The organism is bacterium (genome assembly GCA_019912885.1).
In the GTDB taxonomy this organism is placed as follows: domain Bacteria; phylum Lernaellota; class Lernaellaia; order JACKCT01; family JACKCT01; genus JAIOHV01.
Window position 1 is genome coordinate 49,772 of the sequence record JAIOHV010000226.1, and the last position, 13,539, is coordinate 63,310.

The window sequence follows — 13,539 nt, forward strand, 5'->3', positions numbered from 1 at the left end:
TCCGGCGCGGCGTCAGTCGGGAAAACGCTCCTTGTAAATTCGGTAGGCGTCGATACGCGGAAAACGGTAGGTCTTCACCTTGCACAAGGCAAGCCCCCGCAGGATCTCGCGGGCCTCCGGCGTGTCGGCGCGATCGACGCCCTTGACGACGCGCGCGATGACGCGGCTCGCGCGCGGAGGATGAAAGCGCAATAGCTCTCCGAATTGCCAGGCGTCTTCGTATCGGATGAGGCGCGCCTCGTAGATTTCCTCGCGAAAGAACCCCGCCGGCGTCGGTTCGGAGACAACGACGTCCTCGCGCGAAAAGAGATCCCGGCATTCGAGCGCGTCCTCGCGGATACGCCGGATCTGAAAGAGGCTCCGGGGCGCCTCGGCGATGCGGCGGAAGATCTCGACCTCGTTTTCGCTTGCGCCCGCGGACGCAATTTGCTCGACATAAAGACGCGCGGGGGTCGCCGCTTCCTCGCGCGCGAGGCGCTCGAACAAAAACCAGTCGAGAAACGCGGATAGCGCCTCTTCGTATGCCGGATCGACCGAATCTCCGACGCCGAATTCCTGAAAATACGCCGTGCGCGCCTCGGTCAATTCGGGACGAAATCTCTCGTCGGCGAAACGCGCGAGCGTTTCGAGACGCGCGGCGAGTGTCGGGGTCATCGGGTAAAAACGGTCCGTCCGCCGACAATCGTCCGAACGACTTCGCCTACCATGTCGCGGCCGACAAATGGCGTGTTCCTGGAAAGGCTACGGATACGATCCGCGGTGAAGACATACCGCGCGTCCGGATCGAAGATCGTGATGTCCGCGGGGGCGCCCTTGGTCAGCCCGTACGGCAGATCGAACGCGCGCGCCGGGCCGCTTGTCAGCAATTCGACGCAACGTCGCACGGAGAGCCGGCCCGCGCGAACGAGATCCCACGACAACGGCAGCGCCGTCTCCAGGCCGATGATCCCGTTGGCCGCGTTTTCGAACTCGCAGTCCTTCACGAGGCTCTCGTGCGGTGCGTGGTCGGTGGCGATGGCATCGAGCGTCCCGTCGGCCAGGCCTTCGATGACCGCTTCGCGATCCTCGGCGCTACGCAGCGGCGGCGCCATCTTGAAGTACGTGTCGTAATCGCCCACGTCCTCGTCGATCAGCGTGAAGTGATGCGGCGTACCCTCCGCCGTGACGCGCACGCCGTATCCCTTGGCGACGCGAATGATCTCGACGGCGCCCTTGGTCGATACGTGCTGCACGTGCAGGCGCGCGCCCGCGTGCCGCGCGAGCACGCAATCGCGCGCGACCATGAAATCCTCCGCCGCGGACGGCACGCCGGAAAGACCGAGGCGCATGGAATGCTCGCCTTCGTGCATGACCGCGCGGCCGGCGAGCGTCTCGTCGATCGCGTGCACGGCGATCGGCACGTCGAAGGTGCGCGCGTAGACAAGCGCGTTGCGCATGACGCTGCTTACCATCACGCACCGGCCGTCGTCGGAGAATCCGACGCAGCCCGCGTCGCGCAACTCGCCCATCTCGGCGAGAACCTCGCCGGCAAGCCCCCGCGTCACCGCGCCCAGGGGATACACGCGCGCCAGATTCGCCTCGCGCGCGCGATCGAGAATCAGCCGTGTGACCGAGACATGGTCGTTGACGGGATTCGTGTTCGCCATGCAGCACACAGCCGTGAAACCGCCGGCCACCGCGGCGCGCGCGCCGGTGGCGATCGTCTCTTTTTGTTCGAATCCCGGCTCGCGCAGATGCACATGCAGATCGATGAGTCCCGGCAACACGAGGAAGCCGGTCGCGTCGATGACCTCGACGTCTCGCGGCGAATCGGCCGCCGGCTCGACGCCGGCCAGTCTTCCGTCGTCGTCGATAATGACATCGCGCACGCCGTCGATGTCGCGGACCGGGTCGATGACCCGCCCGCCCCGGATGATTGTCTTCATGCCACCTCCCCGTCGTCCCCGTACGGTCCCGCGAGGAGGTACAGCAGCGCCATGCGAATCGCGACACCGTTCGAGACCTGGTCGAGGATCTTGCTGCGCGTCGAGTCGGCGACCTCGCTTGCGATCTCGACGCCGCGGTTCATCGGGCCGGGGTGCATGATGATCGCGTCCGGCTTCGCGCGGGCGAGCCGCTCGTTGTTCAGGCCGAAAAAGCGCGCGTATTCGCGCTTGCTCGGAAACAGCGCGTCGCGCTGCCGCTCGAGCTGGATGCGTAACATCATGATGACGTCCGCCCCCTCGATCGCCTCGTCCATGTTGTAATACGACTCCACGCCGTAACGTTCGATTTCCGCGGGCAGGAGCGTGGCCGGTCCCGCGACGCGCACCTTCGCGCCCATGCGCGTCAATCCGATGATGTTGCTGCGCGCGACGCGCGAATGGACGATATCGCCCACGATCGCGACGGTCAGGCCGTCGATACGCCCTTTCACGTCACGGATCATCAGCATGTCGAGCAGCGCCTGGCTGGGGTGCTCGTGCGCGCCATCGCCGGCGTTGATGACGCCGATCTTCACGCGGCGCGCCAGAAGATGCGGCGTGCCCGCGTTCGGGTGACGCACCACGATGATCGCCGGGTGCATCGCCTCGATGTTGCGCACGGTGTCGAGGAGCGTTTCGCCCTTGCCGATCGAGCTTGAGCTGGCGGAAAAATTCACGGTGTCCGCCGACAGGCGTTTCGCCGCGATTTCAAAGCTCGTACGCGTGCGCGTGGAGGGCTCGTAAAACAGGTTGACGACGGTCTTGCCGCGCAGCGTGGGCACTTTCTTGCGCTCCCGCTGGTTGACCTCCTTGAACGAGTTCGCCGTATCGAGGATCGTCGTGATTTCCTCGACGGACAGATCGGCGAGGCCGACGACATCCTTGCGCCGCCAGATCATTTCGCCGCCTCCTTGTGGGGCGTGATCTCGACGAGATCGTCCGCGGCCGGCGTCTCGCCGACGGTTACCGTCACATCATCGTCGCGCACCGTATCGAGCCACACGCCGACGAAATCGGCGCGGATCGGCAGTTCGCGATGGCCGCGATCGACGAGCACCGCCGCGCGCACGACCGCCGGGCGGCCGTATTCCAGAAGGGCGTCGAGCGCCGCGCGGATCGTACGCCCGGTGAACAGCACATCGTCCACGAGCACGACGTTTTTTCCGTGCAGGTCGAAATCGAGCCGCGTCTCGGCGAGGCGCGGCTTTTTGGAAAACGAAAGGTCGTCGCGATACAGGGTGATGTCGAGAACGCCGGTCGCGATCGCGCGTCCCGTCTCGCGCGCGATCTCGGCGGCAAGGCGCGCGGTGACCGGGACGCCGCCGGCCGGGATCGCGAGCAGGACGAGGCGATCCGGATCGTCGCCGCATTGCTCGACGATCTGGCTCGCCATGCGCCGCAGCGTGCGTTCCACGCGCGCGGCGTCCATCGCGATCTGGCCGGCGTTCCCCATCGCCTCGCTAGTCCTTCTTGATCTCGAGCTTTTCGATGACGACCGGCTCGGCCGGACGATCCATCGAGCCCGTCTTGACCCGGGAGATCTTCTCGACGACGTCGTAACCCTCGGTCACTTCGCCGAAGATCGTGTGCTTGCCGGTGAGCCACGGCGTTTCCTTCACCGTGATGAAGAACTGGCTGCCGTTGGTGTTCGGGCCGGCGTTCGCCATCGCGAGAAGGCCCTTCTTGTTGAACGAGAGCGACTTGTCAAACTCGTCCTCGAACTTGTAGCCCGGGCCGCCCGTGCCGGTCCCCAGCGGATCGCCGCCCTGGATCATGAAATCGGGGATGACGCGGTGGAAGATCAGGCCGTCGTAGAAGTTGCCCTTCTTCTTGGCGCCCGATTTCGGCTCCGTGTACTCCTTCGCGCCCGTCGCCAGGCCGACGAAATTCGCGACCGTCTTCGGCGCCTTGTCCTCGAAAAGTTTGACGGTGAATTTGCCCTGGTTGGTGTGGAAAATCGCGTACGTCGCCGCGCTCGCCTCGGTCGCGGACATCATCATAAAGACCCCCAAGATGGCTAAGAGTGGTAACCGGCGCATGCCTCCATGCCTCCTTCGTTTATCGGTTCGCCGCGCGCGCGACGAACTGTTGAACGTACTCGTCGTAAAGCCGACGCAAACGTAGCGTCATCGGCCCGGGTTTGCCATCGCCGATCCGCCGCCCATCGAGCCTTGTCACCGCGGCAAGCTCGGCCACGGTGCCGGTCACGAAGATTTCGTCCGCCGCGAAAAGATCCTCGCGCGGCGGCGCCTCCTCGCGAACCTCGATGCCGTTTTCGCGCGCGAGCCGCACGACGAGGTTGCGCGTGATGCCGGGCAGGATGTGCGCGTCGCACGGATGCGTCTTGACGGCGCCGGACATGACCAGAAAGACATTCGCGCTCGACCCCTCGCGCACCAGGCCGTCATCCGAAACGAGGATCGCCTCCTGGGCGCCGGCTTCTTCCGCCGCTTGTCGCGCGATGACGTTGCCGAGCAGGTTCAGGGTTTTCAGATCGCAGCGGCCCCAGCGGATGTCGCGCGCGGTGATGGCCGAAATGCCCTCGGAAAGCGCGCCGGCCGGTGGCTCGCCCGCCGGACGGACCGTGGCAACGACCGTGGGAATCAGATCGACCGGAAAGATGTGGTTTCGGGGCGCGACGCCGCGCGTGATCGACAGGTAGATTTTCGAACGGCGCGGATCGCCCCGCCGCGCCAGGTCCTCGATGACGCGCCGCATGTCGTCGATCGCGACGCCACGGATGCGAAGCCCGTCGAGGCTCTGCGCAAGGCGCGCCAGATGCTCATCGAGCAGAAACGGCCGGCGGTCAAAGGCGTAGACGACTTCGTAAACGCCGTCGCCGAACTGATATCCGCGGTCGTCGATGGAAACGGTCGCTTCGTCGATGGGCAGGAACCTGCCGTTGACGTACGCCAGTTCGCTCATGCTTGCCGGTGGGCTGGAGGTGAAGCCGACCGCGGCGCGCCGCGATCGAGCGCCACCTTCTACCCCGATTGCGGCCGGGCCGCAACCGTTCCGCCACGCCCTACGCCCGCGTGAGGATCCAGTCGCGGATCTGGGCGATGGCGCGCGCCTTGTCGATTTCGTGCAACGGCTCGTGCAACATGCCGTCGAGAATCGTCAACGTCTTGTCCGCGGACGAAACGCGCCCGTGGAACTCGCGAGCGCCCTCGGGATCGACGATCGGATCGTCGCCGCCGTTGGTGATCAGAAGCGGCATGGTCAGGGCGCCCGCGCGGGCCATCGCGCGTTCCGCGGTCGCGACGATTTCCGTATACAGCCGCGCGCTGATGCGGTCATGGACCAGCGGATCGGCGACATAGGCCGCGACCTCGTTCGGATCGCGCGAAAGATCTTCGGGCGGGATCTCGTTTCCGAGCGTCAGCCCCGGCCAGGCCTGCGACATGATCCGCCCCGCCAACTCCTTGGCGCGCGGCACCGTGACGACGATCTTGAACGCCGCACCCTCGAGAACGAGGCCCGCGATCGACTCCGGAAAACGCAGCGCGTAATCCGCCGCGATGACGCCGCCCATCGAGTGACCGAATAAATAGACCTTTCGCGCGCCATATTCCGCGTGGGCCGTTTCGACAAGGTGACGCACGCTATACGTGAACTCATCGAAGGCGTTGACGTGCCCGCGCTTGCCGCCCGACTTGCCGTGTCCCTTGTGGTCCATCGCCAGGCACGATACGCCGGCGACGGCAAGCTCGTTCATGAGTTCGACGTAGCGCCCCGAATGCTCGCCAAGGCCGTGGCAGACGACGAGCGCCGCACGCGGCGCGGCCGCGTCGATGCGTCGCCAGAAGATTTCGACGCCATGCGCGTCGGGGAAGGTGCCGGTTTTTTCGGTGGTCATGGGTTGGCCGCGCGCATCGTCGATCTTCCGACGCGGCGTGTCAACGCGAAGGCCCCGGCTTTCCGTCATGTTGACGCGCCATGCGACTTGCGGAAATCATGGCGCAACATCACGCGACGGGAATTGAATGAACGAGTGCTCCGTTTGCGGCAAGCCGGCGAGCTGGCGCGTTACGAAAAAATTTCGCCTGTTCCCCGCGCCGCGGCGACTCCTGTGCGACGCGTGCCTCGCGGAAGCGGAGCAGCGCGAGGATCGCGCCTTGCTCATCCATCTCGTGCTCGCGACGACGCTCGTCGGCGTGACGCTTTATCTGCAACTGACCATCGACTCGCAAGCCGGCGCGCCGCCACCCCCGCCCGGCCGGCACGCCGCGCGCGATTTCGACCGCGACGGCGAGCTCGACCTGTGGGAGGTGCAGGCAACGGATTCGCAGGTCGAGCATTTCGCCCGCCTTGGTTATCCGTGGGAGGCCGTGGAAAGCGGCAACCTGCCCACGCGCGCGTTTGTCGCGACGATGCCGGTCGAAGATTGGGTGCGCCTGTATTCAGGCGATCGCGAAATCCGCAACGCCGTGAACTTTCCCGACGTGATGGACGGGTTCGTCAAACGGCACACGGACAAGACGAACTCGACGCAGCTCGATCGCGTCTTCCTGACGGTGACGCGCGAGCTTGGTTACATCGTACGCCGCTACGAGAAACCCCCCTCCGAATGGCCGACGCCCGCACCGACGCCGGAAAAGGCGGCGGCGAAAAAGCCGGCGACGCCGGCGCCTCCCCCGGTGCCGGTAATCGATGTGTGGGTCGGCTACGAGCCGCTGACGATTTCCGAGGGCAAACGCATGGCCGCGGCGTTCAACGTACCGCCGGAAAAGCTGCCGCTACCTTATCGCGAAGGCTATTAGACGAGGACGGAATACGGAATGCGGAATGAATCGCAACGACCGACGCTCTCGTCAACCATCGATGATGTCCAACCGGTCCATCATGTCCATGTTGTCCGTCGCCAAGTCGTGTTAGGGACGCCTCCCGGCGTTCCACCTTCCAGCCTCGTTGGCGCTCAGAACGACTGCACGAACGTGAACGGATAGCTGAATACGTACCGTCCGCCCATCGGCGCGGGGAAGCGCCAGGCGTAAACGCGCTTGACCAGGCAATTCGTCAGATCGCCGTAACGCAAGGTGTCGTCAAGAACCTCGACGTTGGCGACCGACCCGTCGGCGCCGACGGTGATCTGAACGAAAAAGCGGCCCGCGATATTGGGGTTGTATTTGAGCGAACGCTCGTAGCAGCTCCGCACGCCGCCGAGATTCGCGCTGATGACGCGCAAGACCGCCTCCGGGCTCATCGCGCCCTGTTGCTCCTCGCCGGTCGATAGCGCGCCAAGGACGATGCGGCTTTCCTGCTTCTCGCCGATCGGCACGTAGGCGATCTGGCCGAGCGCGTCGAATTCCACCGTGACGTCGCCGGACTGAAGTTCGCTCTTGGGCATCGAGCTGTGCGGCACCACCACCCGATTTCCGCCGGAGGCGTCGACGCCGCTCGTATCGATGTTGATTTTCGCGCCCGGGTCCAGGCCTTCGCGAATGCCGAAGGTGTCCTGGCCGTATTTCTCCTTGGCGGCCTCGGCCTCCTCGGAGGTGATCTCCAGGCCGCCGAGCTCGATGACGCCGGTGTCGGCGGCCGGCGCCGGGGTCGCCGCCATCGCGATGGCGATGGTCGTCGTCGGGCGCGCCAGGGTCGTCGTGGGCGTGAATACCGTCGTCGTTGTCGTGGCCGGCAAGGGAATCGTGGTCGGCGGAGGCGGCACGGTCGTTGGGATAGGACGTGTCGTTGTCGTTGTCGGCGTCGTGGTCGTCGTTGTCGCGACCGCCGCGACCTGCAGCGGCGCCGGCGCCGCGGCCGCGTCCTGGCCACCCTGCTCGAGGCGGCGGAATTCGCGCATGGCGATGGTGACGTCAAGATCGTCCGAGGGGCGGTAGAGCTGAACCACGATGTTCGAGGCCGCGCCCGGCTTTTGTGTGCGCCGGGTTCCCACCTCCGCGGACGGACTGCGGAGCTGGTTCGCGCGGTAGAGGACGGAGGACCACACGTCCACAAGCTCGTTGACAAGGAAGTTGTAGACGATCGCCGTGTTGTCCGCGGCAAGGCGGGAGTTGCGCGGGTTATAGTACCGGCATGCTCCGTCCAGCGACGAGCGGTACGGCTGCGACCACTGCGTCGCCCATTTCAGGTGATCCGAATACGGCGTCTGAATCGGCGTCTGCCCGTCGAACACGGCGATGAACACGTCCGGGCTCGACATCAGATCGTTGTAGAACTTCGGGGGACAATTCGGGCTGACCGCGTTGACCAGATAGACCGACAACGCGACCAGCTCCTCGAAACGTTGCTGCGGCGTCCGCGCCGAGGTGCGGAACATTTCCACCACGGAATTGAAGTGTTCGTCCGGGTCGCGCCGCCCGTGCTTGGTCTTGGTGCTGATGCGCGAAACCGCGTCGCGGATCGCCGCGGCGCCGGAAACCTCGGACGAGCCGACCTGCCGGGGACCCAGGGCCACGGCGTCGCTGACCAGGTTGATCATGAACGGCTGCGAGTCCGAAAAAGCAAGTGCGGACGACGGCGCAAGAAGCGCCGCCGCCGCGATAAGTGCGAAAATCCAGGTGTTTCGACCGTTCATGATCCCTCGTGCGCGCGGATGGCGACCGCGTTTTTTAGTCACGCCCTTTCAGGGCGTCGCGCATCGCGTGCCCGATCTCGGACGGATTTTCCACGACCGAAACGCCGGCCTTTTCGAGCGCCTGGAGTTTGGCCCGGGCGCCGCCTTTTCCGCCGGAGATGATCGCGCCGGCGTGACCCATGCGTTTCCCGGCCGGGGCGGAGAGCCCCGCGATAAATGACACCACGGGCTTGTGAAGGTTCCCCGCGATGAATTCCGCGGCCTCTTCCTCGGCGCTTCCGCCGATCTCGCCGATCATGACCACACCCTCCGTATCGGGATCGTTTTCGAATAACGCAAGCGCGTCAATGAAATTCGTGCCGATGACGGGGTCACCGCCGATGCCGATGCACGTCGATTGCCCGATTCCGAGTTCGGAGAGCTGCGCCACGGCCTCGTAGGTCAGCGTGCCGCTTCGCGAGATGACGCCGATACGGCCGGGCGTGTGGATATAACCCGGCATGATGCCGACCTTCGCCTGGCCGGGGCTGATGATGCCGGGGCAATTCGGGCCGATCACGCGCGTTTCGCTGCCTCGGACCGCGCCCATGACGCGCACCATGTGGAGCGCGGGAATCCCCTCGGTGATCGTCACGACGAGCGGCATGCCCGCCTCGACGCACTCCAGCACGGCATCACCGGCGAAAAACGGCGGCACGAAAACGAGCGCGACGTTCGCGCCTGTTTCCTTGACGGCCTCCTTGACGGTGTTGAAGACGGGGATGCCGTCCACGTTATCGCCGCCCTTGCCGGGGGTGACGCCCGCGACGACGTTCGTTCCGTATTCAACGCACTGGCGCGTGTGGAAGGTGCCTTCCTTGCCAGTGATTCCCTGAACGAGAATGCGGCTGTCCTTGTTGACGAGGATACTCATTTCGCGGCCCCCTTCTCGGCTTCGACGACCTTTTGCGCGGCCTCGGAAAGCGTTTGAGCGGTGATAAAGGGGAAGTCCGCGCCCGCGAGGATTTCGCGCGCCTTGTCCGAATTCGTCCCCGACAGGCGAACCACGACCGGTACATCGACCTTGACGTGCTTCATCGCCTCGAGAATGCCGCTGGCGACCATGTCGCATTTTACGATGCCGCCGAAGATGTTGACGAGCACCGCGCGCACGTGATCGTCGGCCATGAGCAGCGTGAACGCCTTGATGACGTTCTGCACGTTCGCGCCGCCCTTGATATCCAGGAAGTTCGCCGGCCGGCTGCCGAACGCGAGGATGATGTCCATCGTCGCCATCGCCAGGCCCGCGCCGTTGACGAGGCACCCGATGCCCCCGTCCATCTTAACGTAATCGACGCCGTAACGGTCCGCGAGGATTTCCAGGGGCTCTTCCTCGTCGAAATCGCGCATCGCGAACACGTCGGGGTGCAGGCGCAGCGCGTTGTCGTCGATCGTCACCTTCGCGTCCAGGGCGATGACATCCTGGTTCCTGGTCACAATCAGCGGATTGACCTCGAGAAGCGAGGCGTCGAGGCCTTCAAAAGCCTTGTAGGCCGCCGCGACGAAGGCGAGGAACTTCTTGTTCGCGTCACCGGTCAGTCCGAGCCCATAGGCCAGCGTTCGCGCGACGTACGGCGAATAGCCCGTGTCGGGATTGACATGCGCCGTGATGATCGCGCCGGGGTCTTTGGCCGCGACCTCCTCGATCTCCATGCCGCCTTGCGCGCTCGCCATGATGACGGGCCGCTCGGTAGAACGATCGATGAGAATGCTGAAATAGAGCTCGCGCTCGATCTCGAGCCCCTGCTCGACAAGCACCTTTTTCACGAGGCGCCCCTCGGGACCGGTTTGAGGCGTCACCAGCGTCATGCCGAGGATCGCTTCCGCGGCGCGCGCCGCGTCATCCGGCGTGTGAACGACCTTGACGCCGCCGCCCTTGCCGCGTCCGCCGGCATGGATCTGCGCCTTCACGACGCACGTGCCGCCGCCGAGCGCCTGGGCCGCCTGGTAGGCCGCCGCCGGGTGCGTGACAAGGCGCCCCTTCGGCACCGGCACGCTGTACCGCGACAGCAGCTCCTTCGCTTGAAACTCGTGTAATTTCATAAATTTCTGCCTTTTGGGGGTCCAACGTCCGCGGGAAAAACCGGGCGAAACACTAGGACGTTTTCCGGGCGATGGCAACGGTGATGGGCGAGACGCGCGCGAATCACGAGCATTCGCGGATTCGCGACTTCCGGGGCGTTTCCGGGGCGGGCGGAGCGGCGTTCAGTCCGGATCGCCCGCGTCCGTCGAGGCGGGCCGCTCGAATACCTCGTGCGCGAACATCGGGACGGCGTCGATGGTCCCGTGTGCCGAACCCGTATTGACATCGGCATTGATCCGCTGCCGAAGTTCGGCACCCGCGTGAAAATGCGGAAGCCGTTTGGCTTCAACGCGAATCCACTCACCCGTCCTGGGATTCCGGCCGAGATACGCGTCGTGCTCGCGAATGAATAAGGAGCCGAAGCCCCGAATGTCGATTCGCTGTCCGCATGTCAGCGCGCGCGCCATCTCCTCGAAAACCGAATCCACCAGACTCGCCGCGCACTTTCGCTCGATGGCGGCCCGGTCGGCCAAGGCATTAATCAGATCGGATTTGTTCATGTTATCCGCCTCGTCCAATATTTTTTTTTCCGCGAGCGTTTTCTTATGAGTCCGCCATATATGTACACTCGTGAATACCTGTCAAGATAAAAGTTGCGACCACGGCGGATCATAACGAAAGATTGATTTAGATCACATGCGATGGGCCGCGCCTTTCGCGCTTTCGTTTCTCCGGACCGGACGACGTTTTCCCGGCGCGAATACGGTCGCATGACGGTGGGCGTCGTCAATGCTAATCTGCTTCAACGCCGTTGAAACGAACGCGCTCCGGCTTTGGCGGAGCGCTCCCGGGGGAACCGACTCATGAGCCCAATCACGAAGCCCGAGGCGCCGGAAGGCCGATCCACGGGCGGCGCCGCGCATCCGCGCATCCTTCGCCACGACCGCATGACGCAAACGCAGCTCCTGGCGCTGGATCGCCAAAAGACGTGCGTCGTCGCGACTTTCAGCCCGCTCGAAGTGCACGGGCCACACCTGCCTTTTGGTCAGGATATTTTCGAGGCTTATTCGATGGCCGAGACGACCGTCACGCGCATCGCCGCCGAGCGCGACGACTGGACCTTTCTGTTTCTGCCGCCGGTTCCCGTGGCAACGGATTGCCTTCCCCAGATCGGTTCGGTCAACTTCCCCGCGCGGATGGTGCGCGAGGTCGCCTACCGCATGTTCGTCCCGTTCGCCAGACACGGGTTCGCGCGCCTGGCGTACACGTCGTTTCACGGCGGACCCCGCCATATCTGCGCCCTGGAAGACGCCGCCGACCGCCTGACGCGCCGATTCGGCGTACCCGCGGTATCGCTGTTTTCCGTCATTCTCGCGAAGATGACAGAGGGGCACACGATATTCGCCGGCGTCGAAAATACGCCAGGCCGGACGGTGACGGTCGAGAACCTCAAGCACGACCACCACGCGGGCTACCTGGAAACCTGCTTTGCATTGCACCTGTGGCCGGAGCTTGTCGATGAGGGTTGGACGAAACTGCCGCCGTCCGTCCCCGCGCGCACGGCGAACGGAGACACCAACGACTCGTACCTCTATCGCGGCAACGGAGACAGCGCGTCGGCGTTTGATCGTCTGAGGCAACACCGCGCGACCGTCGACGCGGTCGTGCGTGCCGTCCGCCATTTCAAGGGTAGCGGGTATTACGGCTATCCCGCCCTCGCCTCTCCGGAGGAAGGGCACGACGTGTTCGAGCACCTCGTGTCGATCACGAAACCGGCGGTGCTGGAATTTCTGGAGAAAGGCCGCGAGATGGGCGATATCCATTCGCCGTTATGGAAGTTTCGCCACGCGCTTTTGTCCGGCGCGGTGAATACCGCGGCGGATCGCGTGTTCAAGGTGAACGTGGAGTGAACAAACGTTCAAAAAGCGGCGAGGCGTGCGCGGCGGGCGGCGCGCACCCCGTTCGCCGGCTTGAATCGGTCGGCTAGAATCGAATCAGGCTGAACACCTCCATGCCATCGAGGCGTTCTCGCCCGTTAAGGCCTTCGAGTTCGACGACAAACGCGGACTCGAGAATCTTCGCGCCCATCTCGCGCAGCAGCTTCGATACGGCCGCGACGGTGCCGCCGGTGGCCAGCAGGTCGTCGATGATGACGACGCGCTGTCCGTCGATGATGGCGTCCTCGTGAATTTCGAGGCTGTCGGACCCGTACTCCAATTCGTACGTCACGCGCTTGGTCTTATGTGGGAGCTTTCCCGGCTTGCGCACGATGACGAGCCCTTTTTGCATCGCGTAGGCCACCGGCGCCCCGAAGATGAATCCGCGCGCCTCGACGCACACAATGGCGTCGAACTCCATCTCGCTCAGGTGCGCGACCATGTGCCGGACGGCCTCGGCGAATCCCTCGCCCTTGATGAGCAGCGTCGTGATGTCCTTGAACTGGATTCCCGGCTTCGGAAAGTCCGGAATGTTGCGGATGAGTTTCGCGAGATCTTCGATGTCCATGAACGGACCTCCGTTTTCAGGAACGCGGCAAGAGTTTCAGCGGGTCGAGCGCCTTGATCCCCTTGCGGATTTCAAAATGCAGCAGCGGCCGTTCGGCGCGGCCCGAATCGCCGACCTCGGCGATGCGTTCCCCCTGCGCGACCTTCTGCCCCTTTTGCACGTAATTCACGCGATTGTGCGCGTAGATCGTCACGTATTTGTTTGCGTGCTGGATCACAATCATCTTGCCGTAGCCTTTCAAGCGATCGTCGGCGACGATCACCTGCCCGTCCGCCGCGGCGACCACCGATTGCCCGGCCGCGCCCGCGATGTCGATGCCCTCCGTGAGCACGCCATCGGGCCCCTTGCCGAAGCGGCGAACAATCGGTCCGCGCACGGGCCAGATGAAGGATGGCCGCATTTCGTCCGGCTCGCCGATCGGCCCCGGCGGCGTCGGCGCCGGCACGTCCAACGTGAAGCTCACCGAGGCG

The 13,539-nt window shown here is 64.6% G+C and carries 15 protein-coding genes; 2 read left to right on the top strand and 13 right to left on the bottom strand.

From position 1 onward, the window contains the following. Nucleotides 1–12 precede the first annotated feature (12 nt). The 7 genes from K8I61_20115 to K8I61_20145 form a co-directional block, all read right to left on the bottom strand. Nucleotides 13–654: a hypothetical protein gene (locus K8I61_20115; protein MBZ0274349.1), complete on the bottom strand. Its 642-nt coding sequence runs from the start codon at nt 652–654 to the stop codon at nt 13–15. After that, entirely contained in the window at nt 651–1,925 is a 1,275-nt protein-coding gene (locus tag K8I61_20120) for a dihydroorotase (GenBank protein ID MBZ0274350.1), read from the bottom strand. The genes K8I61_20115 and K8I61_20120 overlap by 4 nt, the downstream gene beginning before the upstream one ends. After that, entirely contained in the window at nt 1,922–2,863 is a 942-nt protein-coding gene (locus K8I61_20125; protein MBZ0274351.1) for an aspartate carbamoyltransferase catalytic subunit, read from the bottom strand. The genes K8I61_20120 and K8I61_20125 overlap by 4 nt, the downstream gene beginning before the upstream one ends. Beyond that, nucleotides 2,860–3,417 (bottom strand): bifunctional pyr operon transcriptional regulator/uracil phosphoribosyltransferase PyrR, encoded by a 558-nt coding sequence (gene pyrR / locus K8I61_20130; protein MBZ0274352.1) that lies wholly within the window; start codon nt 3,415–3,417, stop codon nt 2,860–2,862. The genes K8I61_20125 and pyrR overlap by 4 nt, the downstream gene beginning before the upstream one ends. A 7-nt stretch (nt 3,418–3,424) precedes the next feature. Continuing rightward, complete coding sequence (locus K8I61_20135) at nt 3,425–4,003, bottom strand: peptidylprolyl isomerase (GenBank protein MBZ0274353.1); 579 nt, start codon at nt 4,001–4,003, stop codon at nt 3,425–3,427. Nucleotides 4,004–4,022: 19 nt separating this feature from the next. Further along, nucleotides 4,023–4,889 carry a D-amino-acid transaminase gene (gene dat / locus K8I61_20140; protein ID MBZ0274354.1) on the bottom strand — a complete coding sequence of 289 codons (867 nt, stop codon included), beginning with the start codon at nt 4,887–4,889 and terminating at the stop codon, nt 4,023–4,025. A gap of 100 nt (nt 4,890–4,989) precedes the next feature. Beyond that, the gene (locus K8I61_20145) at nt 4,990–5,823 is read right to left on the bottom strand and encodes a lysophospholipase (protein MBZ0274355.1); all 834 of its coding nucleotides are present in this window, start codon (nt 5,821–5,823) and stop codon (nt 4,990–4,992) included. Between the two features lie 127 nt (nt 5,824–5,950). On the opposite strand from K8I61_20145, the gene K8I61_20150 reads away from it, so the two are divergent. Next, complete coding sequence (locus K8I61_20150) at nt 5,951–6,727, top strand: hypothetical protein (protein MBZ0274356.1); 777 nt, start codon at nt 5,951–5,953, stop codon at nt 6,725–6,727. 155 nt (nt 6,728–6,882) lie between these two features. Here K8I61_20150 and K8I61_20155 read toward each other — a convergent pair whose 3' ends face one another. The 4 genes from K8I61_20155 to K8I61_20170 all read right to left on the bottom strand — a co-directional run bounded on the left by K8I61_20155 (nt 6,883) and on the right by K8I61_20170 (nt 11,124). Next, nucleotides 6,883–8,502 carry an AgmX/PglI C-terminal domain-containing protein gene (locus K8I61_20155; GenBank protein MBZ0274357.1) on the bottom strand — a complete coding sequence of 540 codons (1,620 nt, stop codon included), beginning with the start codon at nt 8,500–8,502 and terminating at the stop codon, nt 6,883–6,885. Between the two features lie 34 nt (nt 8,503–8,536). Further along, complete coding sequence (sucD, locus tag K8I61_20160; protein MBZ0274358.1) at nt 8,537–9,415, bottom strand: succinate--CoA ligase subunit alpha; 879 nt, start codon at nt 9,413–9,415, stop codon at nt 8,537–8,539. Continuing rightward, nucleotides 9,412–10,584, bottom strand: a complete 1,173-nt coding sequence (gene sucC, locus K8I61_20165; GenBank protein MBZ0274359.1) for an ADP-forming succinate--CoA ligase subunit beta — start codon at nt 10,582–10,584, stop codon at nt 9,412–9,414. Before sucC ends, sucD begins: the two co-directional genes overlap by 4 nt. A 162-nt stretch (nt 10,585–10,746) precedes the next feature. Further along, nucleotides 10,747–11,124: an integration host factor subunit beta gene (locus K8I61_20170; GenBank protein ID MBZ0274360.1), complete on the bottom strand. Its 378-nt coding sequence runs from the start codon at nt 11,122–11,124 to the stop codon at nt 10,747–10,749. 303 nt (nt 11,125–11,427) lie between these two features. Between K8I61_20170 and K8I61_20175 the strand changes: the two genes are divergently transcribed. Beyond that, the gene (locus K8I61_20175; GenBank protein ID MBZ0274361.1) at nt 11,428–12,474 is read left to right on the top strand and encodes a creatininase family protein; all 1,047 of its coding nucleotides are present in this window, start codon (nt 11,428–11,430) and stop codon (nt 12,472–12,474) included. A 73-nt stretch (nt 12,475–12,547) separates the two neighbouring features. Here K8I61_20175 and K8I61_20180 read toward each other — a convergent pair whose 3' ends face one another. Both K8I61_20180 and K8I61_20185 read right to left on the bottom strand, forming a co-directional pair. After that, complete coding sequence (locus tag K8I61_20180) at nt 12,548–13,069, bottom strand: adenine phosphoribosyltransferase (protein MBZ0274362.1); 522 nt, start codon at nt 13,067–13,069, stop codon at nt 12,548–12,550. 16 nt (nt 13,070–13,085) lie between these two features. Next, nucleotides 13,086–13,539: M23 family metallopeptidase (locus K8I61_20185; GenBank protein ID MBZ0274363.1), on the bottom strand; the 454-nt coding region annotated here is incomplete at its 5' end.

What these genes read in the sequence shown, in the direction of transcription:
- K8I61_20115 (MBZ0274349.1), bottom strand. Translation starts at nt 654, where the DNA reads ATGACCCCGACACTCGCCGCGCGTCTCGAAACGCTCGCGCGTTTCGCC.
- K8I61_20120 (MBZ0274350.1), bottom strand. Translation starts at nt 1,925, where the DNA reads ATGAAGACAATCATCCGGGGCGGGCGGGTCATCGACCCGGTCCGCGAC.
- K8I61_20125 (MBZ0274351.1), bottom strand. Translation starts at nt 2,863, where the DNA reads ATGATCTGGCGGCGCAAGGATGTCGTCGGCCTCGCCGATCTGTCCGTC.
- pyrR (MBZ0274352.1), bottom strand. Translation starts at nt 3,417, where the DNA reads ATGGGGAACGCCGGCCAGATCGCGATGGACGCCGCGCGCGTGGAACGC.
- K8I61_20135 (MBZ0274353.1), bottom strand. Translation starts at nt 4,003, where the DNA reads ATGCGCCGGTTACCACTCTTAGCCATCTTGGGGGTCTTTATGATGATG.
- dat (MBZ0274354.1), bottom strand. Translation starts at nt 4,889, where the DNA reads ATGAGCGAACTGGCGTACGTCAACGGCAGGTTCCTGCCCATCGACGAA.
- K8I61_20145 (MBZ0274355.1), bottom strand. Translation starts at nt 5,823, where the DNA reads ATGACCACCGAAAAAACCGGCACCTTCCCCGACGCGCATGGCGTCGAA.
- K8I61_20150 (MBZ0274356.1), top strand. Translation starts at nt 5,951, where the DNA reads ATGAACGAGTGCTCCGTTTGCGGCAAGCCGGCGAGCTGGCGCGTTACG.
- K8I61_20155 (MBZ0274357.1), bottom strand. Translation starts at nt 8,502, where the DNA reads ATGAACGGTCGAAACACCTGGATTTTCGCACTTATCGCGGCGGCGGCG.
- sucD (MBZ0274358.1), bottom strand. Translation starts at nt 9,415, where the DNA reads ATGAGTATCCTCGTCAACAAGGACAGCCGCATTCTCGTTCAGGGAATC.
- sucC (MBZ0274359.1), bottom strand. Translation starts at nt 10,584, where the DNA reads ATGAAATTACACGAGTTTCAAGCGAAGGAGCTGCTGTCGCGGTACAGC.
- K8I61_20170 (MBZ0274360.1), bottom strand. Translation starts at nt 11,124, where the DNA reads ATGAACAAATCCGATCTGATTAATGCCTTGGCCGACCGGGCCGCCATC.
- K8I61_20175 (MBZ0274361.1), top strand. Translation starts at nt 11,428, where the DNA reads ATGAGCCCAATCACGAAGCCCGAGGCGCCGGAAGGCCGATCCACGGGC.
- K8I61_20180 (MBZ0274362.1), bottom strand. Translation starts at nt 13,069, where the DNA reads ATGGACATCGAAGATCTCGCGAAACTCATCCGCAACATTCCGGACTTT.